Raw genomic sequence first — 22,918 nt, 5'->3', positions numbered from 1 at the left:
GAAAAATGTGTGTGAGGTAAGCATAGAAATTTCGGACACACTAATCGTACATTGCAGCTGGGAGGAATGTACACGTGAATGAAATTTATATGGAAATAAAAGAAGAATTACAATTGATGAGAAAAGAGTTGCAAGAGAGATTGGCTAAAGAAGTAATGCACACATATTATATGGAATTTGGGCAAGAACTTGGATATGAAATAAAGGAAGAGACAAAGAAAAAATTGCTATTACATGATATAAAAGAGGATTTAAAAGATGTAGAACGTGCATTGTTTAAAATGGAAATAGATATGTACGCTATTTGTGAAGAAACTGGGAGAGTGATTCCTGCAAAACAAATGAAAACGATGCCGACTGCCCGTACCATTCATGAATTTTTCTATGAAAAAGTAAATGTATGAATGTGCACAACGATATTATATTACCTTTTTTTAATTTATTTTATTCTTCTATAAAGGTTCATTGTGAAAAGGTTGCAGCTATGCTAAAATTTTGAGGTACACTGTCTTTGTGGGGGAAATGAAAATGATATATTATGTAATAGCGTTATTTGTCATTGCCATCGATCAAATATCGAAATGGCTAATTGTAAAGAACATGGAATTGGGTACGAGCATTCCGATTATCGATAATGTATTATACATAACATCACATCGAAATAGAGGAGCTGCCTGGGGGATTTTGGAAGATAAAATGTGGTTCTTCTACATTATTACAGTCGTTTTTGTAGCATTTATCGTAATTTATATGAAAAAATATGCGAAAACAGACAAACTTCTAGGGATTTCATTAGGTCTAATATTAGGCGGAGCAATTGGTAATTTCATTGATCGTGTATTTAGACAAGAAGTAGTGGATTTCATTCACGTGTATATTTTCTCGTACAACTATCCAGTATTCAATATAGCTGATTCAGCATTATGTATTGGTGTTGTATTAATTATTATTCAAACATTATTAGAAGGCAAGAAAACGAAGGAGTAATTGAATGAGTGAAGTAGTACAAGTAACAGTTGCAGAAGAACAAAAAAGCGAGCGAATTGATAAATTCGTTGCAGAAATAAACAGTGAATGGTCACGTTCACAAGTACAGCAATGGATTAAAGATGATGTTGTAACAGTTAATGGGAAATCGGTAAAAGTAAATTATAAAGTTAAAGAAAATGATGAAATTACAGTAACGATTCCTGATCCGGAAGAGTTAGATATTCAAGCAGAAGATATGAACTTAGAAATTTATTATGAAGATGCAGATGTACTTGTTGTAAATAAGCCACGTGGTATGGTTGTACATCCAGCACCAGGTCATACAAGTGGTACACTTGTGAACGGTCTTATGCACCACTGTACAGATCTATCAGGCATTAACGGTGTAATGCGTCCTGGTATCGTGCATCGTATTGATAAAGATACATCTGGCCTATTAATGGTTGCTAAAAATGATATGGCGCACGAATCACTTGTAAATCAACTTGTAGCAAAAACAGTAACAAGACGTTATAAAGCGATTGTGCACGGTGTTATTCCGCATGATAAAGGAACTATCGATGCTCCGATTGGTCGTGATAAAAAAGAACGTCAAAGTATGACAGTTGATGAAAATGGTAAGAACGCTGTTACACATTTCCAAGTATTAGAGCGATTTAAAGATTTCACACTTGTAGAATGTCGCTTAGAAACAGGACGTACACATCAAATTCGTGTTCATATGAAATATATTGGCTATCCACTTGCAGGAGATCCAAAGTATGGTCCGAAGAAAACGTTAGATATGAATGGACAAGCACTTCATGCAGGTATTTTAGGGTTTGACCATCCTCGTACTGGTGAATATATTCAGTTTGAGGCACCGATTCCAGAAGTATTTGAAGAAACACTAAATATTTTACGAAAATAGTATTGACAAATCATAAGAAAACTGAGATACTGACAACAGTTAAATAATGATCCTTTAACACAGCCCCGTGAGGTTGAGAAGGTAACGGTTTGAAATACTTAGGGTATGCTGTACCCTTTTTTCAAAAGTCCTCTCGCACACGCTGAGAGGACTTTTTTTATACCATTACTCTCACGCAAGAAAAAGAGCTTGGAGGTGTAGAGCATGCAAGAGAAAGCTGTAGTTTTAGATGACCAAATGATTCGCCGCGCTTTAACACGAATTAGTCATGAAATCGTGGAACGAAATAAAGGTGTCGATAATTGTGTTCTTGTCGGAATTAAAACACGTGGAATTTTTATTGCACAACGTTTGGCAGAACGAATTGGTCAAATTGAAGGAAAAGAGATGGAAGTAGGAGAGTTAGATATTACGTTATATCGTGATGATTTAACACTACAATCCAAAAATAAAGAACCACTTGTAAAAGGTTCTGATATCCCTGTAGATATTACGAATAAAAAAGTTATCCTTGTGGATGATGTATTATATACAGGAAGAACAGTTCGAGCAGCAATGGATGCTCTTATGGATTTAGGTAGACCATCGCAAATCCAACTGGCTGTCCTTGTTGATAGAGGACATCGTGAATTACCAATTCGCGCTGATTATGTAGGAAAGAACATTCCAACATCAAGTGAAGAGCGTATCGAAGTTGATTTGCAAGAGACAGATCAACAAGATCGAGTAAGCATATACGATAAGTAAAGCCCTTTTAAATGTAGTCCTGTGAGGCTGCCAAAGGGTCTTGGCTTTCATATGTCAAATTTGGCATACGAAAGTATAGGACTCTTTGTGCACAGGCACAAAGAGTTTTTTTATTGCAAAGAATTAGACTGAAGGAGGATGTAACAATGGAACAAAAGCCAGTGTTAGACGTTAATGAAGTACCGAAACCGGGAAAATGGTTATTTTTAAGTATACAACATTTGTTCGCGATGTTTGGATCAACAGTGCTTGTTCCGTTTTTAACAGGATTGAATCCGTCAGTGGCGTTAATATCAAGTGGATTAGGAACGCTAGCGTTTCTTCTTATAACGAAAGGTCAAGTACCAGCCTATCTAGGATCATCATTCGCCTTTATTGCACCAATTATTACAGCAAAAACAGCAGGTGGACCTGGAGCGGCAATGCTTGGTGGCTTGCTAGCCGGACTTGTGTACATCTTAATCTCAATCGGAATTAAGAAGTCTGGATCAGAGTGGATTATGAAATTACTCCCACCAATCGTAGTTGGTCCGGTAGTAATGGTAATCGGTCTAGCTTTAGCACATACAGCAGTTAATATGGCGATGAACGGTGCGGATGGTAAGTATAGCTTTACACACTTTTCAGTAGCGCTAGTAACATTAGCGATTACAATTATCTGCTCTATATTCGGAAGAGGATTTTTCAGTATCATACCAGTGTTACTTGGCATTATCGGCGGATATATCTTCGCTTACTTCCAAGGGCTAGTAGACTTAAAGCCGGTAGCTGAGGCAAAATGGTTTGTTGTACCAGATTTTACAGTACCGTTTGTAACATACACTCCAGAGTTTTCATGGAAGATTGTACTTTTAATGGTACCAGTTGCACTAGTAACAATTTCAGAACATATCGGACATCAAATTGTACTTGGAAATGTTATTAAAAGAGATTTAATTGAAAAACCAGGCTTACACCGTTCAATCTTCGGTGATGGTATAGCAACATTGATCGCATCACTAATAGGTGGACCACCGAATACAACATACGGTGAAAACATCGGTGTGCTAGCAATTACGAGAGCATACAGTGTATACTTATTCATCGGCTCAGCAGTGTTCGCAATCATGTTCGGATTTATCGGTAAGATTTCTGCACTGATTCATTCGATCCCAACACCAGTTATGGGTGGTGTATCAATCTTACTATTCGGTGTAATCGCATCAAGTGGATTACGCATGATGGTAGATGATAAAACAGACTTAAGTGACAAACGAAACTTAATGATTGCATCAGTAATACTAGTAATCGGTATTGGTGGAGCGGTACTTCACGTAGGAGAATCGTTCCAAGTAGAAGGAATGGCACTAGCAGCAATTGTAGGCGTACTGTTAAATCTACTACTACCGGAAACGAAACAAATAAAACAATCTAAGCAGATTGCTTCATAATAATAACCTTTTAATTCAGTCCTGTGAGACCGGAAAGGGTGGCTTCTTTCTTGCACCCTAGTCTCACATGACTAGGGTATTTTTATGCAAAGGTTGTTATAAAAATACAAAAGTGGTAACATAAAAATCAGAAAGATGAGGGATGACGATGAGCCATTTGTTAACGATGAGTGAATTATCGGAAGTAGAAATTTCAGAAATCCTAAAAGACGCAGAAGATTTTGCGAATGGGAAAGAGAGCAAAACGACAGAGCAAACTTTTGTTGCGAACTTGTTCTTTGAGAATAGTACGAGAACGAGATTTAGCTTTGAAGTTGCTGAGAAGAGATTAGGACTTGATGTTTTAAACTTTTCAGCTGATGCATCTAGCGTACAAAAAGGAGAAACTTTATACGATACGATAAGAACACTAGAATCAATCGGAACAAAAGCGGTGGTCATCCGCCATGAGCAAGATCGCTACTTCGATGAGCTAAAAGATCAGGTGAATATCCCGATCTTAAACGCTGGAGATGGATGTGGAAACCACCCAACGCAGTGCCTACTCGACCTTCTTACAATTAAACAAGAGTTTGGAAGATTTGAAGGTTTGAAGATTGCAATAGTAGGAGATGTTCGTCATAGCCGAGTAGCACGTTCTAATGCAGAAGCATTAACGAAGCTGGGTGCAACAATTTACTTTGCAAGTCCAGAAGAGTGGAAAGATGAAGACAACACATTTGGAACATACAAACCATTAGATGAACTAGTTCCAGAAGTGGATGTAATGATGTTACTTCGTGTACAACATGAGCGTCATGATCATTATGAAACAGACATTATGAAAGAGTATCATGAAAAACACGGATTAACAGTAGAAAGAGAAAAGCGTATGAAAGAAGGAAGCATTATTATGCATCCAGCTCCTGTAAACCGTGATGTTGAAATTGCAAGTGAACTTGTTGAGTGTGAGCGTTCACGCATATTTAAACAAATGGAAAATGGAGTTTACGTAAGAATGGCTGTACTAAAACGCGCCTTACCAAATGTATTAGGAGGAATGAAACATGAATTACTTGTTTAAAAATGGTCGTTATATGAATGAAGAAGGAAAAATCGTAGCAACAGATCTTCTCGTACAAGACGGTAAAATCGCTAAGGTGGCAGAAAATATTACGGCAGATAATGCTGAAGTAATCGATGTGAACGGAAAGTTAATCGCACCTGGATTAGTAGATGTACACGTACATCTTCGTGAACCAGGTGGTGAACATAAAGAAACAATTGAAACAGGTACACTAGCAGCGGCAAAAGGTGGATTCACTACAATTTGTGCAATGCCAAATACACGCCCAGTACCAGATTGCAGAGAACATATGGAAGACTTGCAAAATCGTATTAAAGAAAAAGCGCATGTCAACGTACTACCATACGGAGCAATTACAGTACGTCAAGCAGGTTCTGAAATGACAGATTTCGAAACATTAAAAGAACTTGGAGCATTTGCTTTCACTGATGACGGTGTAGGCGTACAAGATGCTAGCATGATGTTGGCTGCTATGAAGCGTGCAGCGAAATTAAATATGGCAGTAGTTGCGCACTGTGAAGAGAATACTCTTATTAATAAAGGTTGTGTACATGAAGGGAAGTTTTCTGAGAAACACGGATTAAACGGTATCCCATCAGTATGTGAATCTGTACATATTGCAAGGGATATACTGCTTGCTGAAGCGGCAGATTGTCACTATCACGTATGTCACGTAAGTACGAAAGGCTCTGTACGCGTAATCCGTGATGCAAAGCGCGCTGGAATTAAAGTAACAGCAGAAGTAACACCTCATCACCTAGTGTTATGTGAAGATGATATCCCATCAGCTGATCCTAACTTTAAAATGAACCCACCGCTTCGTGGAAAAGAAGATCACGCAGCACTAATTGAAGGTTTATTAGATGGAACGATTGATATGATCGCAACTGATCATGCACCGCATACAGCGGAAGAGAAAGCACAAGGAATTGAAAGAGCACCATTCGGAATTACTGGTTTTGAAACAGCATTCCCACTGCTATACACAAACCTTGTGAAAAAAGGAATTATTACATTAGAGCAGTTAATTCAATTCTTAACAGAAAAGCCAGCTGATACATTCGGCTTAGAAGCAGGTCGCCTGAAAGAAGGTAGAACAGCTGATATTACAATCATTGATTTAGAACAAGAAGAAGAGATTGATCCAACAACATTCTTATCAAAAGGAAAAAATACACCATTCGCAGGTTGGAAATGCCAAGGATGGCCGGTAATGACAATCGTTGGTGGTAAGATCGCATGGCAAAAGGAGAGTGCATTAGTATGAAAAGACAACTTATCTTAGAAGATGGAACAGTATTAATTGGAAAAGGTTTCGGAGGAGAAATCGAAAAGTCAGGTGAGGTTGTATTTACAACAGGAATGACTGGATATCAAGAAACATTATCTGATCCATCATATTGCGGTCAAATCGTAACATTCACGTACCCATTAATCGGAAACTACGGCATCAACCGTGACGATTTCGAATCGATTCACCCATCTGTAAATGGTTTAATCGTAAACGAAATTTGTGATCACCCATCAAACTTCCGTAATGAAATTTCGTTAAATGATTACTTAAAAGAAAGAAACATCCCAGGGTTAGCAGGAATTGATACGAGAAAATTAACGAGAAAAATTCGTCAATACGGTACATTACGTGGACGTCTATGTAACATGGATGCAGATGTAGAATACATCGTGAGCCAATTAAAAGCGACAGTATTTACAGATCACGTGAAACGCGTATCAACGAAAGATCCATACCCAAGTCCAGGCCGTGGACACCGAGTTGTACTTGTAGACTTCGGAATGAAACATGGTATTTTACGAGAATTAAATAAGCGTGACTGTGATGTAATTGTAGTACCTTACAATACAACAGCAGAAGAGATTTTACGCCTTAGCCCAGATGGAATTATGTTAAGTAACGGACCTGGGGATCCAAAAGATGTACCAGAAGCAATTGAAATGTTAAAAGACATTATCGGTAAAGTTCCTTTATTCGGAATTTGCCTAGGACATCAATTGTTCGCTCTAGCATCTGGTGCGAATACAAGTAAGTTAAAATTCGGTCACCGTGGTTTAAATCATCCAGTAAAAAATCTTGCAACTGGAAAAGTAGCAATTACATCTCAAAACCATGGTTACGCAGTAGAAGAAGAATCAGTTGAAAATACAGAGCTTGAAATTACACATGTTGCTTTAAATGATGGAACAGTAGAAGGTCTTCGTCATAAGAAGTTCCCAGCATTTACAGTACAATACCATCCAGAAGCTTCAGCAGGACCAGAAGATGCAAATGATTTATTCGAAGATTTCTTAGCAATGATTGAAAACTTCAAGAAAGAAGGGGAAGAGTTATGCCAAAACGCCTAGACATTAACACAATTTTAGTAATCGGATCAGGACCAATTGTAATTGGGCAAGCAGCAGAGTTTGATTACTCTGGTACACAAGCTTGTCAATCTCTTAGAGAAGAAGGTTACAAAGTAATCCTTGTTAACTCTAACCCAGCAACAATTATGACAGATACTGCAACAGCAGATAAAGTATATATAGAACCATTAACATTAGAATTCGTAAGCCGTATCATTCGTAAAGAACGTCCAGATGCAATCCTACCAACATTAGGTGGTCAAACAGGGTTGAATATGGCTGTTGAACTTGCGAAATCAGGCATACTTGAAGAGTGCGGAGTTGAAATTTTAGGAACAAAATTATCAGCAATCGAGCAAGCGGAAGATCGTGATTTATTCCGTACATTAATGCAGGAATTAAATGAACCAATTCCATCTAGCACCATTATTCATACGCTAGAAGAAGCACATGAATTTGTAAAAGAAATTGGTTATCCAGTTATTGTTCGCCCAGCATTTACAATGGGGGGAACAGGTGGCGGAATCTGTAGTAATGAAGAAGAACTAATTGAAATCGTATCAGGTGGATTAAAACATAGTCCAGTAACACAATGTTTATTAGAAAAGAGCATTGCTGGTTGTAAGGAAATTGAATATGAAGTAATGCGTGATTCGAATGATAACGCGATTGTAGTATGTAACATGGAAAACATCGATCCAGTTGGTGTTCATACAGGTGATTCTATCGTTGTAGCACCGAGCCAAACATTAAGTGATCGTGAGTATCAAATGTTACGAAATACTTCATTAAGAATTATTCGTGCACTAGGAATTGAAGGTGGATGTAACGTTCAGCTTGCACTAGATCCATATAGCTTCCAATATTATGTAATCGAAGTAAACCCGCGTGTAAGTCGTTCATCTGCACTAGCATCTAAAGCAACTGGATATCCAATTGCGAAGCTAGCAGCGAAAATTGCAGTCGGTTTAACATTAGATGAAATTGTAAACCCAGTAACACAAAAAACATACGCTTGCTTCGAGCCAGCATTAGACTATGTTGTTTCAAAAATTCCACGTTGGCCATTTGATAAGTTTGAATCAGCAAACAGAACACTTGGTACACAGATGAAGGCAACTGGTGAAGTTATGTCAATCGGACGTAATCTAGAAGAATCATTATTAAAAGCGGTTCGTTCTTTAGAACTTGGTATCTATCACTTAGAATTAGATCACTTAAAAGAGCTTGACAAAGAAACAATGAAAAAACGCATTATTAAAGCCGATGATGAGCGACTGTTTATTGTAGCAGAAGCAATTCGTCAAGGTGTAACGAAAGAAGAAATCAACGAATGGTGTGAGATGGACTTCTTCTTCTTACAAAAAGTTGAAAACATCGTAAACATGGAACGTGAAGTAAAAGCGAATGTAGGAAATATGGAAGTACTACAATCTGCGAAAGAAATGGGCTTCAGTGACCATTACATCGCAGCTGCTTGGAACAAAACAGAGCGTGAAATTTACGATATGCGTAAAGAAAGCAATATGACTCCTGTTTATAAAATGGTAGATACTTGTGCGGCAGAGTTTGAATCTGCAACACCATACTACTACAGCACATATGGTGACGAGAATGAATCGATTGTAACAGATCGTAAGAGTGTAGTTGTACTAGGATCTGGTCCAATCCGTATTGGTCAAGGTGTTGAGTTTGACTATGCAACAGTTCACTCTGTATGGGCAATTAAAGAAGCTGGATATGAGGCAATCATTGTTAATAACAACCCAGAAACAGTTTCAACAGACTTCAGTATTTCTGACAAATTATACTTTGAACCACTAACAATCGAAGATGTAATGCACATTATCGATTTAGAAAAGCCAGAAGGTGTTATCGTCCAATTCGGTGGACAAACGGCAATTAACTTAGCTGCTAAATTAGAGGCTCACGGTGTGAAAATCTTAGGAACATCACTTGAAGATTTAGACCGTGCAGAAGATCGTGATAAGTTTGAAGCAGCGTTAACGCTGCTTGGTATCCCGCAACCAGTTGGTAAAACAGCAACGACTGTAGAGCAAGCGGTAGCAATCGCTGACAAAATTGGTTACCCAGTATTAGTAAGACCATCTTACGTACTTGGTGGACGTGCGATGGAAATTGTATATCGTCAAGAAGAACTACTGCACTATATGAAGAACGCGGTTAAAGTTCATGCGGATCATCCAGTATTAATTGACCGCTACATGGTTGGTAAAGAAATTGAAGTAGATGCAATTTCAGACGGTGAAAATGTATTCATTCCAGGTATTATGGAACATATTGAACGCGCTGGAGTTCACTCTGGAGATTCAATTGGAGTATATCCACCACAAAGCTTATCTGAAAAACTAAAAGAACAAATTATTGAACATACAATTGCACTTGGAAAAGGTTTAAACATTGTTGGATTACTAAATATCCAGTTTGTAGTATTCAAAGATGAAGTGTATGTAATTGAAGTAAATCCACGTGCGAGCCGTACAGTACCATTCTTAAGTAAAATTACAGGCGTACCGATGGCGAATGTTGCAACGAAAGTTATTTTAGGTCAAAACCTTGTAGAACAAGGGTATGGAACTGGCTATCACCCAGAAGAGAAGGAAGTGTATGTAAAAGCACCAGTATTCTCATTTGCGAAACTACGCTCAGTTGATACAACATTAGGACCTGAAATGAAATCGACAGGGGAAGTAATGGGTAAAGATTTAACGCTTGAAAAAGCATTATACAAAGGGTTAGTTGCTTCTGGAATTAACATTCCGACGCACGGATCAGTAATCATTACTGTAGCGGATAAAGATAAAGAAGAGGCAATGGAAATTGCAAAACGTTTCCACGAAATCGGTTATAACTTATTAGCAACAGCTGGAACAGCACAAACGTTAGCAGAGCAAAATATTCCAGTGCAAGTTGTAAACAAAATTGATTCTGAAGACTACAACTTACTTGATATTATCCGTCAAGGAAAAGCACAGTTTGTAATCAATACATTAACAAAAGGAAAACAACCAGCGCGTGATGGTTTCCGCATTCGCCGTGAATCAGTAGAAAATGGTGTGGCTTGCTTAACATCACTTGATACAACGAGAGCAATATTACGAGTATTAGAATCTATGACATTCTCAGCGCATTCAATGAAAGAAATTACGCAAACGAAGCGTCACGAGGTGGTGCATGCATGATGCAAAAGCAAAATATGATCGTCGTTAACCAAAAAGAAATCGCAAAAAACATTTACGAATTAGTGCTTCAAGGGGATCTGGTGCAACAAATGAACGATCCAGGGCAGTTTGTACACATAAAGGTAGCAGAGGGCATTACGCCCCTTCTGCGCCGCCCAATTAGTATTTGTAATGTCGATCAAGACAAGAACGAATTTACAATGCTATATCGTGCGGAAGGACAAGGAACAAAAACATTAGCAAAAAGAAAACAAGGTGAACTTGTAGATGTGTTAGGACCACTTGGTCATGGATTTCCTGTAGAAGAAGCGGAAGCTGGACAAACGGCTTTATTAGTAGGCGGGGGAATTGGTGTACCACCACTATATGAATTGTCGCAGCGTCTTGTAGCAAAGGGAGTACGCGTTATTCACATCTTAGGTTTTCAAACGAAAGATGTTGTCTTCTATGAAGAGAAATTCGCAGAGCTTGGTGATACGTATGTTGCAACAGTTGATGGTACGCACGGTACGAAAGGGTTTGTAACAGATGTAATTGATAGCTATGGAATTGACTTTGACATTCTATACTCATGTGGACCTTTAGCAATGCTTCGTGCATTAGAAGGACGCTATAAAGAGAGAAAAGCCTACATTTCATTAGAAGAACGTATGGGCTGTGGCATCGGAGCATGTTTCGCATGTGTATGCCATTTGCAAGCAGATTCGAGTGGACATTCTTACAAGAAGGTGTGTAGCGACGGACCAGTATTTCCAATCGGGGAGGTTGTACTATGAACAGATTGCAAGTTGAATTACCAGGGTTATCATTAAAAAATCCAATCATCCCAGCATCTGGTTGCTTCGGATTTGGTCGTGAGTATGCACAGTTCTATGATTTAAGTGTACTTGGATCAATTATGATTAAAGCGACGACGGAACAGCCTCGTTATGGAAACCCAACGCCTCGTGTTGCTGAAACACCAGGTGGAATGCTAAATGCAATTGGGCTTCAAAATCCTGGATTAGAAAAGGTAATGAATTCTGAATTACCTTTTCTCGAGCAATTTGATCTTCCGATTATTGCAAATGTTGCTGGTTCACAAGCTGAGGATTACGTAGCGGTTGCGAAGGAAATCTCAAAAGCACCAAATGTTCATGCGCTAGAATTAAATATTTCTTGTCCAAACGTAAAAACGGGTGGTATCGCTTTTGGTACAAATCCTGAAATTGCTGCTGATTTAACGAAGCGAGTAAAAGAGGTTTCTGAAGTGCCGGTATATGTGAAATTGTCACCGAACGTGGCAAACATTGTGGAGATTGCAAAAGCAATTGAAAATGCAGGTGCGGACGGTTTAACGATGATTAATACATTGCTTGGTATGCGTCTAGATTTAAAAACTGCAAAACCAATTTTAGCAAACCGTACGGGTGGACTATCAGGGCCTGCGATTAAGCCAGTAGCAATTCGTATGGTACATGAAGTAAGTCAAGCGGTTAACATTCCGATTATCGGAATGGGTGGTATTGAAACTGCGGAAGATGTAATTGAATTCTTCTATGCTGGCGCAAGCGCAGTTGCAGTAGGGACAGCGAACTTTATTGATCCGTTCGTTTGTCCAACGATCATTGAAGAGTTACCTGCATTACTAGATGAGTTAGGATTTGACCACATTTCGGAATGTCAAGGAAGGAGCTGGAAGCAAACATGTCACAGTCGTTAATCGTTGCACTGGATTTTCCAGGTAAGAAAGAGGTAGAACAATTTTTACATCACTTTGAAGGGGAAGAGTTATTTGTCAAAGTTGGTATGGAGTTGTTTTATAAAGAGGGACCTGCAATTATTACGTACTTAAAGGAAAAAGGACATAAAATCTTTCTAGATTTAAAGCTTCATGATATTCCGAATACAGTAAAAAGCGCTATGCGCAGCCTAGCTAGTCTAGATGTTGATATGGTAAATGTTCATGCTGCTGGGGGAAGCAGTATGATGAAAGCTGCGATCGAGGGATTAGAGGAAGGTAAGCAAGAAGGAAAAGAGAGACCGATTTGTATTGCAGTTACACAACTAACAAGCACTTCGGAAGCTATGATGAAAAAAGAGATTGGTATTGAGAAAACGTTAGAAGAAGCGGTTGCTCATTATGCCAAATTAACGAAAGAAAGTGGACTTGATGGAGTTGTTTGTTCAACACTTGAAGTACCAAAATTACGTGAAGTATGCGGGGAAACATTTGTAACAGTAACACCGGGGATTCGTCTTGCAAGTGATGATGTGAATGACCAAGTGCGCGTTGCAACACCGAAACGTGCGAGGGAACTTGGTTCAAGCTACATCGTAGTTGGACGTAGTATTACAAAAGCAGAAAATCCGCTTGAAGCGTATAAAACAGTAAAACAACAGTGGGAAGGTGTAACAGTATGAAAAAAGAAATTGCATCGCATTTATTAGAAATTGGAGCAGTATTTTTACAACCGAATGATCCATTCACTTGGTCTTCTGGTATGAAATCACCAATTTATTGTGATAATCGTTTAACTTTATCTTATCCAAAAGTACGCCAAGCGATTGCAGCTGGATTAGAAGAGTTAATTAAAGAGCACTTCCCAACTGTAGAAGTTATTGCAGGAACAGCAACTGCTGGTATTGCACACGCTGCATGGGTAAGCGATCGTATGGATTTACCAATGTGCTACGTACGTAGTAAAGCAAAAGGACACGGTAAAGGGAACCAAATCGAAGGAAAAGCTGAAAAAGGTCAAAAAGTAGTTGTAGTAGAAGATTTAATTTCAACTGGTGGTAGTGCAATTACATGTGTAGAAGCACTTCGCGAAGCTGGTTGTGAAGTATTAGGAATCGTATCAATCTTCACATACGAGCTTGAGTCAGGAAAAGAGAAACTAGAAGCAGCAAACGTAGCATCATATTCTTTAAGTGATTACAGTGCATTAACTGAAGTTGCAGCAGAAAAAGGTATGATCGGACAAGCTGAAACGAAAAAATTACAAGAGTGGCGTAAAAATCCAGCTGACGAGGCTTGGGTTACAGCGTAACACGAAAAAAGACGATCGCGGGGGGGGAACGCGGTCGTCTTTTTTATATCATTGTTAAAATTTCATGTAAAGAACATATAGTAGGAACATCGCACTTGAGCTGCGAGTTATCCCGATTTAACCATATCCCTTGCATTCCAGCTATTGTACTACTAATTGCATCTGTTTCTAATCGATCGCCAATATAATAGCAATCTTTTAGTTCAAAATTAGATTGTAATCCGGCCATTTGAAAAATTGCTGGATCGGGTTTTGAAATCCCGATTTTACTAGAAGTAAAAATATAGCTGAAATATTGTAGAATATTTAAAGCGGTCAACTTTTCAATTTGTTGTTCATAATCGCCGTTACTAATGATACCTAATGAATATCCTTTTTGCTTTAAGGATTGTAATGTATATAGTACATCTTCAAATGCAATCCAGTTTTTTTTATACAGTTCGATATATTGATTGAATCTTTGCTTAGATTCCTTAAGTGATAAATGTACTTCATATGCTTTAAATAAATGATACATTCGCAATGCTTGTTGCTCACGAAAGGATAATTGATTGGATAAAAATTTATTGAAGTATTGTTCGGATAATTCATGCCACAGTTTCGTAGCCTCTAATTCGTTTCCTAGAAAAATATCATTATACTTCTGGAAGAAATGTGAAATGCCATTTCTCTCAGCGGCTTCATAATCAAGTAGAGTTCCATCGATATCAAAGAAAATCATATTAAAATCTCCTTACTACTAACTACTTATTGCTTTCTGCAACTTCATATCCTCGCACAAATAATAGAGTCATATAAGAAACGATAAATGAGAAGATGCTGTACATACCAACCCAAAAGAAAAATTTTGGAGTAAAGGCGATAACACCTATTATTAAAAAACTAGCAAACGTTACAATTGGCATTACGTAATACGTTCTTGTTCTACGAGTTCCAATTATTGAAACAATAAAGATAAGTACTGGACAAATTAATAAGACGAAAATCAATTCATTCATAGTTATGTCCCCTTTTTTAGTAGAAGTTATTTGTTTCTCATAAACGTTTTGAATAATTGCTCTCCTAAAATAATTTCGCTAAGTGACAAAAAACACCTTTTGCAAGTCGTATCTTTTCTAAGAATAAAAAAAGTAATGATAGTGAGTAAATAAAATAATATTTGCTAATGAATAGAAGAAAGTGCCACCGGATAAGGTGGCACTTTCTTACTTTACTGAATGAGCTTTTTGCATCTTTTTAATCATACGAATCTGTCCGCGATGATTGATTTCATCTTCAAATACGTGAAACCATTTAAAGTAGTTATTTGCTGGTTTGTCATACCAAAAGTCTGTCTTTTTAAATAACCATTCGTTAGGTAAAGACTGAAATGTTTCGATCGTTTTAGAGCGTACTTCTTGTAGTGTGTTGATGTAATAATCTATGGAGTTTCCTTTTATTTTTTGGCGGCCTAAATTACCTAATTCAATTCCTGGTAACCAACGTTCTAATTCAGCCTCCGTTGGTTCTCGATCTTCAAAAGTATGAATTTGATAAAAATATTCGACAGCCGCCATGTGATACAATAGCATACCAATTGAATTTGCTTCATCATCAAATAAATAATCAAGTTCTTCAATTGTTAAGCCTTCCACCGCTTGCATTGTTGTATAACGGGCGTAATTCATCATGGAAACAAGTTTTGAAAATTCAATTTGTAAACCATCTATCTTATCGATTACAAAGTTCAATTAAAATTCCCCCTCTTTAAACAATTGCTCCAGAGAAAGAATTCTATGTGCAAAGAAAAACTCCTGTTAAAAAGATTGTGATTTTTAACAGGAAATAACAATTAGCTCCCTATTTGCTTTTGTAATAACTTCATAACCGTCTTTTGTAATGACGATATCGTCTTCAATTCTACAACCGCCCCAGTTTGGTATATAAATGCCTGGTTCCACTGTAACAACCATACCTTCTTCTAAAGTAGCTTTACTTTCTTGTGATAGGCGAAGAGGCTCATGTATTTCTAGACCAAGTCCATGTCCAGTAGAGTGGCCAAAATATTGACCATATCCGTGTTCTGTAATGTAATCTCTTGTTATATCATCGATACTTTTCGCAGTTTCGCCGGGCTTAATTGCTTCGGTTCCACGTTTTAATGCTTCTCGTACAACATTGTATATTTTTTTGAATTCTTCGGATGGCTCGCCAATCGCTACAGTCCGTGTTATATCGGAACAATAGCCATTGTAAAGTGCACCGAAATCTAATGTAACGATATCGCCGCGCTCGATTATTTTATTTGATGCGACTCCGTGGGGGAGAGAAGAACGAACACCAGAAGCCACAATGATTTGAAATGATGAGGATGTAGCTCCTTTTTTTCGCATGAAAAATTCTAATTCATCTCGGACATCAGTCTCACTTATTCCTGGTTTTAGAAATTGAAGGATGTGGTGAAATGCTTCGTCAGCAATATGAGCTGCAAATTTCATTATCTCTATTTCGGGAGTGTCTTTAATAATACGAATATCTTCGATGATTTCACACACCTGAACTATTTCCGCATGTATATATTTTTGTAAGTTCTTATATTGTTGCAATGTCATGTTGTTTTCTTCAATTCCAAGTTTTTGAATGTTTAATTTCGATACTTGATTTGCAATTTCTTCTTCTAAATTTCCTTTATGCATAATAATTTCGGCTTCTTTTATTTGTGATTTCGCTTGATCTACATAGCGAAAGTCGGTTATAAAAATAGCTTTATCCGCAGAGATTAAGACGACGCCAGCGCTACCTGTAAAGCCTGTTGCATATTGACGATTTTCTTTTTTTGTAATAAGTAATCCATCAATTCCGTAGTTATGTAGTTGTTTTTGTATTTTATTAATTCTTAAAGTCATGTTAATGCCCCCTTTTCACAGTATTGAATAAAGCAAGTAGCGTGCCAAAATATATATTTAGAGAAAAGATAGTGGGAATTGCATATATTTTAGAGAAGGTAAGAAATTTAGCCCACTATTTGTGGAAGGTGGGCTGCTCGTGAAATACAGATTGCTTCAATTATCAGTGGGGGAATGAAAAATACATCGATTCAAGATTCACTTTCTTTACACACTGTAAAAAAATTTATACAAATACGAAATGACATGTCAAATTTTTTGACAATATTGAAGTTAGGAAAGAAAAGTATAAGTGATTTTTAGATTATATATTTGGAAAAGTAGTATGATTCCTTTTATATTTGAATATAAAATTTAATATATAAATAGATGATGATTATTGATATAATAGGTAATTGTTGGATTTCTCTCGAAGATAGGAATACGTAACGAATATAAATGAATAAGGAATGTGAGTACATGAAGAAATTAAGTAAATTAATGTCATTTTGTTTAGCGGCTAGTATGCTTGTTGTAACAGGCTGTGAAAAAAGTAATAACAACGTTCAACTCAATGAAAAAGTTGATCAGCTGGATGAAGCGCCAGAGGTGACAGAGAAAGAAGCTAAAAAGATCGTAAGAAAGAGTGTAGATGAAATTGCAAACTCTTTTAGTGAAATGGAAAAAGAAAATGGATGGAGTAGAAATAATCCTGGAGATTTGGATACAGCGAAAAAAGGGGTTAAGGGATTAGTTTCAAATAAGTTTGTAGAGAATCAGCTTCCTGGATTACTTGATACATTTAATAGGTCAAGAGAAACGGATATGTTGCCATTTCCTATTCATATTGAGCCAGAAGTGAGGCTAACTTATTCGCAGAAAAATGATGTTTTAAAGATTGAGACACTCACCCTTGCAAATGATATGGGGAATGAAGCGGAGACGTGGGAATTTATTTTAGTTTATAAAGATGGAAAATGGTTAATGGATAGATGGTCATCAAATACTCCAGCAGATTTAAAGTTAACTAAAGAAGAAGCTAACGAACTTCTTAGAGTTCAAGGTTTCAAGAATGTCTCTTTTGTTAGAGAAGAGAATAGTGGCGATAAGAAATATATTTTTAAAGAAGGTAACGGAGTAGTTGCTGTGGACGCCCAAACATCTGTTATTACATATAATGTAGATGATAAAAAACAAGAAAAGATAACGAAAGAAGATGTTATTCAAGAACAAGAAACAGCTAAGAGAAATGATTCCAGTACGTATACTAGCTCAAAAGAAGAGAAGCAGCTCAAAAAAGAATCTTCTTCAGCATTAGGTAAAACTAAGGTTCTAAATGAGTTAGCAGCTCTAGAAAATCAAGAAAAACATACGAACGTTATGACAACAAACGATATAGTAAATGAAATAGAAGGAAATTATCAATTGTGGGATAGTAAATTAAATGAAATTTATAACACATTAAAAAATACTATGTCCCCTGATGCATTTCAGTCGTTAAAAACGAAACAAATTGCGTGGGTTAAAGAAAAAGAAAGTAAAGTTAAAGCAATTGGTACTGATCCAAACAATGGAACGATGAGACGTATAGAAGCTTCAGAAGAGAAATATAAGATGACAAAAGAAAGATGTTACGAATTAGTTAATGGATATATGAACTAAACTAAAAACATAAAAAAATGCGTTGCTTACAAGCAACGCATTTTTAAGTATTTACGCTTTTAATTTCATTACTGTGTCGGCATCTGGCGTTACATATATTGTTTGTTGATTATCATATGTAACAAATCCCAGTTTTGCACCGCTCGGTTTTTTGACATGGCGTATTTTTGTGAAATCTACAGGAACAGAGCTAGAATCTTTTGCTTTACTGTAATAAGCGGCTATTTTAGCAGCTTCTAGTAAAGTTTCTTCAGCAGGCTCCAAAGAACGAATGACAACGTGAGACCCAGGTATGTCTTTCGTATGTAACCAAATCTCATCACGACGAGCGAATTTCGTTGTTAAATAATCATTTTGTTTATTATTTTTACCGACGAAAATTTCTGTGCCATCACTAGCCAAATATTTATCCAATATTGGTTTAGTTGGTTTTTTCTTTGCATTCTTCGTCTTACGACTACGCACATAACCTTCTTCAGCTAGTTCCTCACGAATTTCTTCAATGTCTTTTGAAGAAGCAGCTTCCATTTGTTGCAGTAAGCTATCAAAATAAAGAATTTCTTCATTTGTTTTTTCGATTTGTTCTTCTACAATAGCAACCGAATTTTTCGCTTTTTGGTACTTTTGGAAATAGCGCTGTGCATTTTCAGATGGTGATTTTAAAGGATCTAATGTGATTTTTACAGTTCCACTATTTTCGTCGTAATAGTTAACAACTTCAATATCTTTATCCCCTTTTTTTAAAGCATACATATTGGCTGTAAGTAGCTCTCCAAATAATTGATATTTATCTGCTTTTCCAGCGTCTTGTAATGTTTTTTCTAGTTTAATTAGCTTCTTTTCATTTTTTGACTTTTCATTTTGCATAAATCGTTCTAAATCGTGAGCTTGTTGTTTTACACGATCGCGCTCTGCTTTACCAAAGAAGAAACGATCCAACAATTCACTAACAGACGAAAATGCTTTTTCATTTCCTTGCAAGTGAGAAAGAGGGAATAGGTAAAAGAACTCTTTTCCATTTGCAGTTATCATTGTTGGCACGTACTGATGCGTTAGTAGGTTTTTTTGCAAGATGAAGAAAGCTTCAGATAATGCTTTTTCATTTACCATACCTGCTTTTTTCACTACTTCTTTTGCAAAGAGTGGGGAAATCCCCATAAAAGCTCCGACAAGCTGTTTATCCATATTTCCAGATAAAAAGTCTAGTGGTCTAATAAAATCATCCGCATTTTCAATGTGCAGTGGGTTGATTTTATGTTGGGCTGGTGGTGCAACATATTCAGCTCCCGCATATACAGTTCGATGACGGTTTACGGCTAAAGAAACGTGTTTTAAGCTATCTAAAATAACATTTGTTTTCGTATCTACTAAGATAATGTTACTGTGTCGTCCCATTATTTCGATTACTAATGTTTTTAAAGATTCGTCTCCGATTTCATTACGACTGCGAACTGTAATTTGAATAATACGTTCCAAGTCAATTTGTTCAATTTTTTCAATAAACCCACCTTCTAAATGTTTGCGAAGAAGCATACAAAACATCGGCGGTATCGCTGGTGAATCATAGTTTTGATTCGTTAAGTGCATACGCGCATATGTAGGATGAGATGAAAGAATCAGCTTTTGGTTTTTTCCGTTTGCTCGAATATGTAATAAAATTTCATATTTTGAGGGTTGATATATTTTTGAAATTCTTCCTGTTTGAAGAGAATTTGCAATTTCATGTGTAATCGCTCTTGTGAATAATCCATCGAATGCCATGAATGAACACTCCTTTCTAACTAAAAGTTAATTATAGCATTTTTTTGGACGAGGCTGAATAAGCTTTCATTAGAGTATGTCTGGAATCAGGAGGTCGATGGCAGAATGAACTGGTATGAAATGCGTGCACATGAAGTGGAGGAAAGAACGAATACGAATGTGGAGGTAGGTCTTACAGAGCAAGAAGCAGAGGGGCGATTAAAGAAATTTGGTACAAATGAATTGGAAGAAGCAAAGCGCCCTTCTGCGCTTATGGTGTTTTTAGCGCAATTTAAAGATTTTATGGTGCTTGTTTTATTTGGTGCTACAATTATTTCGGCTTTTTTAGGAGAGTATATCGACTCTATTGCAATTGTTGCAATCGTTATTATTAATGGTATCCTAGGTTTCTTTCAAGAGAGGAAAGCTGAAAAATCGTTGGAAGCTTTAAAAGAATTGGCCGCTCCTCAAGTTACTGTACTAAGAAATGGAAAGTGGATAAAGGCACCGTCTAAAGCGCTTGTACTAGGTGATATTATTAAGTTTTCAAGTGGTGACCGTATTGGCGCGGATGTTCGACTTGTGGAATCCTCAAGTTTATATATTGAAGAGTCGGCTCTTACAGGAGAGTCAGTGCCTGTGCAAAAGAAGGTAGAGGCGTTACAAGGTCAAGATGTTTCAATTGGGGATCAAAAAAACATGGCATTTATGGGGACGATGATAACGAGAGGTGCTGGAACAGGAGTAGTCGTAGCAACTGGAATGAATACAGCTATGGGGCAAATTGCAAATATGTTGCAAAATGCTGAGCAAATGGAAACGCCATTACAAAGAAGATTAGAACAGCTTGGGAAAATTTTGATTATTGTCGCTCTTATTTTGACAGCTCTTGTTGTACTAGCCGGTGTATATCAAGGGAATGAAGTGTATCACATGTTTTTGGCTGGGGTTTCGCTCGCTGTTGCGGCTATTCCGGAAGGATTGCCAGCAATCGTTACGGTTGCGTTATCACTTGGCGTACAGCGCATGATTAAAAAGAAGGCGATTGTGCGAAAGTTGCCGGCTGTAGAAACATTAGGCTGCGCCTCTGTTATTTGCTCAGATAAAACAGGAACAATGACACAAAATAAAATGATGGTAACGCATATGTGGTCAGGTGGAGAATTGTGGAAGGTAACAGGTCAAGGTTATGAGCCAACAGGTTCGTTTATGAAGGGTGAAAAAGTAATTGACCCTGCTAAGACGAAATCACTTTATCAACTACTTACATTTGGCTGTTTATGTAATAATGCGAATGTTATTCAAAAGAAAAAGACGTATGTGTTAGATGGAGATCCAACAGAGGGAGCTCTCGTTGCAGCAGCAATGAAGGCGGGGATATCACGTGAAGCTCTTAAAGGAAAGTTTGAAGTCATTCGTGAATTTCCTTTTGATTCAACTAGAAAAATGATGAGCGTTATTGTTCGTGATCGTGAAGGCAAAAAATTTGTTATTACAAAAGGAGCACCAGATGTTCTTTTGCAAATGAGCCAAACAATTTTATGGGGAAATAAACAGCAGCCTTTAAGTGAACTGTACCGAAAAGAAGTACAGGCAGCGATTCATAGTTTGGGAAGTCAAGCTTTACGAACGATTGCGGTGGCATTTAAACCGTTAAAAATTACAGATTCAATTGAACATGAAAGAGAAGTCGAGCAGGATTTTATGCTTGTTGGAATACAAGGAATGATAGATCCGCCAAGACCAGAAGTTGCACGAGCAGTGAAAGAGTGTAAGGAAGCTGGTATTAGAACGGTAATGATTACGGGAGATCATAAAGTGACAGCAATGGCAATTGCGGAACAGTTAGGGGTTTTACCACCGGGTGGACGCGTTGTAGAAGGAGTAGAACTTGCGAATATGGATGTGGAGGCATTAGAAAATATTGTAGAAGATACGTATGTATTCGCTCGTGTGTCTCCTGAGCATAAATTGAAAATTGTTAAGGCATTGCAAAATAGGGGGCATATAGTAGCTATGACAGGTGATGGAGTGAACGATGCTCCAGCTATTAAAACAGCCGATATAGGGATTGCGATGGGGATTACAGGGACAGATGTTGCAAAAGAAGCTTCTTCACTTGTGTTGTTAGATGACAACTTCGCCACGATTAAATCGGCGATTAAAGAAGGTAGAAACATATATGAAAATATCCGGAAGTTTATTCGGTATTTGTTAGCATCTAATGTTGGTGAAATTTTAGTTATGTTATTTGCGATGTTACTTGCTTTGCCATTGCCGATGGTTCCGATTCAAATTTTGTGGGTGAACTTAGTTACTGATGGTTTACCAGCGATGGCATTAGGGTTGGATAAAGCTGAAGGAGATGTGATGAAGCGAACGCCACGCCATCCGAAAGAAGGAGTATTTGCTAGAGGGCTTGCGTGGAAAATTATAAGTCGTGGTTTTCTAATCGGAGCAGTGACATTAGTAGCGTTTATTATTGCATTTAACCAGCATCCGAACGAATTGAAGTATGCACAAACGGTAGCATTCGCAACATTAGTACTTGCTCAGCTTATTCATGTATTTGATTGTCGCAGTGAACATTCTATATTTCATCGCAACCCATTTGGAAATATATATTTAGTAGGAGCGGTTATTATTTCCTTATTGTTAATGCTTGTAGTTATTTATTATCCGCCATTACAACCGATTTTTAGCACATTGCCGATACAAGCACGAGATTGGTTGTTAATTGGAGGGTTATCATCTATTCCGACATTCTTATTAGTAGGATCCTTATTAACAAGAAAAAAAGAGGAAAAGAAAAAACCACTGTTATATAAGAAGGGATTAAACTTGAAATAGTCAATAATATGAAAATGTGATATAATTTACAGAAGGTAGTAGAGTTGCATCTCTATTACCTTT

Annotated in this window: 20 protein-coding genes; 15 read left to right on the top strand and 5 right to left on the bottom strand. The window is 37.3% G+C overall.

Annotation, left to right across the window (positions count from 1 at the left end; all coding sequences use genetic code 11):
• Positions 1-74: 74 nt before the first annotated feature.
• The 13 genes from VK90_RS15310 to pyrE all read left to right on the top strand — a co-directional run bounded on the left by VK90_RS15310 (position 75) and on the right by pyrE (position 13,739).
• The gene (locus VK90_RS15310) at positions 75-404 is read left to right on the top strand and encodes a molecular chaperone DnaK (protein WP_048373980.1); all 330 of its coding nucleotides are present in this window, start codon (positions 75-77) and stop codon (positions 402-404) included.
• A 124-nt stretch (positions 405-528) separates the two neighbouring features.
• Positions 529-987 (top strand): lipoprotein signal peptidase LspA, encoded by a 459-nt coding sequence (lspA, locus tag VK90_RS15305; RefSeq protein ID WP_048373978.1) that lies wholly within the window; start codon positions 529-531, stop codon positions 985-987.
• A gap of 4 nt (positions 988-991) precedes the next feature.
• The gene (locus tag VK90_RS15300) at positions 992-1,900 is read left to right on the top strand and encodes an RluA family pseudouridine synthase (RefSeq protein WP_048373976.1); all 909 of its coding nucleotides are present in this window, start codon (positions 992-994) and stop codon (positions 1,898-1,900) included.
• Between the two features lie 204 nt (positions 1,901-2,104).
• The gene (pyrR, locus tag VK90_RS15295) at positions 2,105-2,647 is read left to right on the top strand and encodes a bifunctional pyrimidine operon transcriptional regulator/uracil phosphoribosyltransferase (protein WP_025148299.1); all 543 of its coding nucleotides are present in this window, start codon (positions 2,105-2,107) and stop codon (positions 2,645-2,647) included.
• Between the two features lie 146 nt (positions 2,648-2,793).
• Complete coding sequence (uraA, locus tag VK90_RS15290; protein WP_048373975.1) at positions 2,794-4,077, top strand: uracil permease; 1,284 nt, start codon at positions 2,794-2,796, stop codon at positions 4,075-4,077.
• A 148-nt stretch (positions 4,078-4,225) separates the two neighbouring features.
• Positions 4,226-5,140, top strand: a complete 915-nt coding sequence (gene pyrB / locus VK90_RS15285; RefSeq protein WP_000018850.1) for an aspartate carbamoyltransferase — start codon at positions 4,226-4,228, stop codon at positions 5,138-5,140.
• Positions 5,124-6,410: a dihydroorotase gene (gene pyrC / locus VK90_RS15280; RefSeq protein WP_001108374.1), complete on the top strand. Its 1,287-nt coding sequence runs from the start codon at positions 5,124-5,126 to the stop codon at positions 6,408-6,410. The genes pyrB and pyrC overlap by 17 nt, the downstream gene beginning before the upstream one ends.
• The gene (locus tag VK90_RS15275) at positions 6,407-7,504 is read left to right on the top strand and encodes a carbamoyl phosphate synthase small subunit (protein WP_000828670.1); all 1,098 of its coding nucleotides are present in this window, start codon (positions 6,407-6,409) and stop codon (positions 7,502-7,504) included. Before pyrC ends, VK90_RS15275 begins: the two co-directional genes overlap by 4 nt.
• Entirely contained in the window at positions 7,489-10,707 is a 3,219-nt protein-coding gene (gene carB, locus VK90_RS15270) for a carbamoyl-phosphate synthase large subunit (protein WP_048373970.1), read from the top strand. The genes VK90_RS15275 and carB overlap by 16 nt, the downstream gene beginning before the upstream one ends.
• On the top strand, positions 10,704-11,483 hold the full coding sequence (gene pyrK / locus VK90_RS15265) for a dihydroorotate oxidase B electron transfer subunit (protein WP_048373967.1): 780 nt from the start codon (positions 10,704-10,706) through the stop codon (positions 11,481-11,483). Before carB ends, pyrK begins: the two co-directional genes overlap by 4 nt.
• The gene (pyrD, locus tag VK90_RS15260) at positions 11,480-12,409 is read left to right on the top strand and encodes a dihydroorotate oxidase B catalytic subunit (protein WP_001081053.1); all 930 of its coding nucleotides are present in this window, start codon (positions 11,480-11,482) and stop codon (positions 12,407-12,409) included. The genes pyrK and pyrD overlap by 4 nt, the downstream gene beginning before the upstream one ends.
• On the top strand, positions 12,394-13,110 hold the full coding sequence (pyrF, locus tag VK90_RS15255) for an orotidine-5'-phosphate decarboxylase (RefSeq protein ID WP_002173136.1): 717 nt from the start codon (positions 12,394-12,396) through the stop codon (positions 13,108-13,110). The genes pyrD and pyrF overlap by 16 nt, the downstream gene beginning before the upstream one ends.
• Positions 13,107-13,739 carry an orotate phosphoribosyltransferase gene (gene pyrE / locus VK90_RS15250; RefSeq protein WP_000711455.1) on the top strand — a complete coding sequence of 211 codons (633 nt, stop codon included), beginning with the start codon at positions 13,107-13,109 and terminating at the stop codon, positions 13,737-13,739. Before pyrF ends, pyrE begins: the two co-directional genes overlap by 4 nt.
• A 43-nt stretch (positions 13,740-13,782) precedes the next feature.
• Here pyrE and VK90_RS15245 read toward each other — a convergent pair whose 3' ends face one another.
• From VK90_RS15245 to VK90_RS15230, 4 genes are all read right to left on the bottom strand, one after another.
• A complete protein-coding gene (locus VK90_RS15245) occupies positions 13,783-14,460 on the bottom strand; it encodes an HAD family hydrolase (protein ID WP_048373965.1) in 678 nt (225 codons plus the stop codon).
• A 22-nt stretch (positions 14,461-14,482) separates the two neighbouring features.
• Positions 14,483-14,737: a YbeF family protein gene (locus VK90_RS15240; RefSeq protein ID WP_048373963.1), complete on the bottom strand. Its 255-nt coding sequence runs from the start codon at positions 14,735-14,737 to the stop codon at positions 14,483-14,485.
• Between the two features lie 207 nt (positions 14,738-14,944).
• A complete protein-coding gene (locus tag VK90_RS15235) occupies positions 14,945-15,469 on the bottom strand; it encodes a DinB family protein (RefSeq protein WP_048373961.1) in 525 nt (174 codons plus the stop codon).
• Positions 15,470-15,553: 84 nt separating this feature from the next.
• Positions 15,554-16,624 carry a M24 family metallopeptidase gene (locus VK90_RS15230; RefSeq protein WP_048373960.1) on the bottom strand — a complete coding sequence of 357 codons (1,071 nt, stop codon included), beginning with the start codon at positions 16,622-16,624 and terminating at the stop codon, positions 15,554-15,556.
• Positions 16,625-17,083: 459 nt separating this feature from the next.
• Between VK90_RS15230 and VK90_RS15225 the strand changes: the two genes are divergently transcribed.
• Positions 17,084-18,265 (top strand): lysozyme inhibitor LprI family protein, encoded by a 1,182-nt coding sequence (locus VK90_RS15225; protein ID WP_048373958.1) that lies wholly within the window; start codon positions 17,084-17,086, stop codon positions 18,263-18,265.
• A gap of 51 nt (positions 18,266-18,316) precedes the next feature.
• On the opposite strand, the gene VK90_RS15220 is transcribed toward VK90_RS15225, so the two are convergent.
• Positions 18,317-20,026, bottom strand: a complete 1,710-nt coding sequence (locus VK90_RS15220) for an Rqc2 family fibronectin-binding protein (protein ID WP_048373957.1) — start codon at positions 20,024-20,026, stop codon at positions 18,317-18,319.
• A gap of 105 nt (positions 20,027-20,131) precedes the next feature.
• Between VK90_RS15220 and VK90_RS15215 the strand changes: the two genes are divergently transcribed.
• Entirely contained in the window at positions 20,132-22,855 is a 2,724-nt protein-coding gene (locus VK90_RS15215) for a calcium-translocating P-type ATPase, SERCA-type (RefSeq protein WP_048373955.1), read from the top strand.
• Positions 22,856-22,918 lie beyond the last annotated feature (63 nt).

The sequence above is a fragment of the Bacillus sp. LK2 genome (assembly GCF_001043575.1).
GTDB classification, from domain to species: Bacteria; Bacillota; Bacilli; order Bacillales; family Bacillaceae_G; genus Bacillus_A; species Bacillus_A paramycoides.
The sequence above is the reverse complement of the archived record's forward strand: the minus strand, read 5'-3'. Positions and strand labels throughout refer to the sequence as shown.

What these genes read in the sequence shown, in the direction of transcription:
- lspA (WP_048373978.1), top strand. Translation starts at nt 529, where the DNA reads ATGATATATTATGTAATAGCGTTATTTGTCATTGCCATCGATCAAATA.
- VK90_RS15300 (WP_048373976.1), top strand. Translation starts at nt 992, where the DNA reads ATGAGTGAAGTAGTACAAGTAACAGTTGCAGAAGAACAAAAAAGCGAG.
- pyrR (WP_025148299.1), top strand. Translation starts at nt 2,105, where the DNA reads ATGCAAGAGAAAGCTGTAGTTTTAGATGACCAAATGATTCGCCGCGCT.
- uraA (WP_048373975.1), top strand. Translation starts at nt 2,794, where the DNA reads ATGGAACAAAAGCCAGTGTTAGACGTTAATGAAGTACCGAAACCGGGA.
- pyrB (WP_000018850.1), top strand. Translation starts at nt 4,226, where the DNA reads ATGAGCCATTTGTTAACGATGAGTGAATTATCGGAAGTAGAAATTTCA.
- pyrC (WP_001108374.1), top strand. Translation starts at nt 5,124, where the DNA reads ATGAATTACTTGTTTAAAAATGGTCGTTATATGAATGAAGAAGGAAAA.
- VK90_RS15275 (WP_000828670.1), top strand. Translation starts at nt 6,407, where the DNA reads ATGAAAAGACAACTTATCTTAGAAGATGGAACAGTATTAATTGGAAAA.
- carB (WP_048373970.1), top strand. Translation starts at nt 7,489, where the DNA reads ATGCCAAAACGCCTAGACATTAACACAATTTTAGTAATCGGATCAGGA.
- pyrK (WP_048373967.1), top strand. Translation starts at nt 10,704, where the DNA reads ATGATGCAAAAGCAAAATATGATCGTCGTTAACCAAAAAGAAATCGCA.
- pyrD (WP_001081053.1), top strand. Translation starts at nt 11,480, where the DNA reads ATGAACAGATTGCAAGTTGAATTACCAGGGTTATCATTAAAAAATCCA.
- pyrF (WP_002173136.1), top strand. Translation starts at nt 12,394, where the DNA reads ATGTCACAGTCGTTAATCGTTGCACTGGATTTTCCAGGTAAGAAAGAG.
- pyrE (WP_000711455.1), top strand. Translation starts at nt 13,107, where the DNA reads ATGAAAAAAGAAATTGCATCGCATTTATTAGAAATTGGAGCAGTATTT.
- VK90_RS15245 (WP_048373965.1), bottom strand. Translation starts at nt 14,460, where the DNA reads ATGATTTTCTTTGATATCGATGGAACTCTACTTGATTATGAAGCCGCT.
- VK90_RS15240 (WP_048373963.1), bottom strand. Translation starts at nt 14,737, where the DNA reads ATGAATGAATTGATTTTCGTCTTATTAATTTGTCCAGTACTTATCTTT.
- VK90_RS15230 (WP_048373960.1), bottom strand. Translation starts at nt 16,624, where the DNA reads ATGACTTTAAGAATTAATAAAATACAAAAACAACTACATAACTACGGA.
- VK90_RS15225 (WP_048373958.1), top strand. Translation starts at nt 17,084, where the DNA reads ATGAAGAAATTAAGTAAATTAATGTCATTTTGTTTAGCGGCTAGTATG.
- VK90_RS15220 (WP_048373957.1), bottom strand. Translation starts at nt 20,026, where the DNA reads ATGGCATTCGATGGATTATTCACAAGAGCGATTACACATGAAATTGCA.
- VK90_RS15215 (WP_048373955.1), top strand. Translation starts at nt 20,132, where the DNA reads ATGAACTGGTATGAAATGCGTGCACATGAAGTGGAGGAAAGAACGAAT.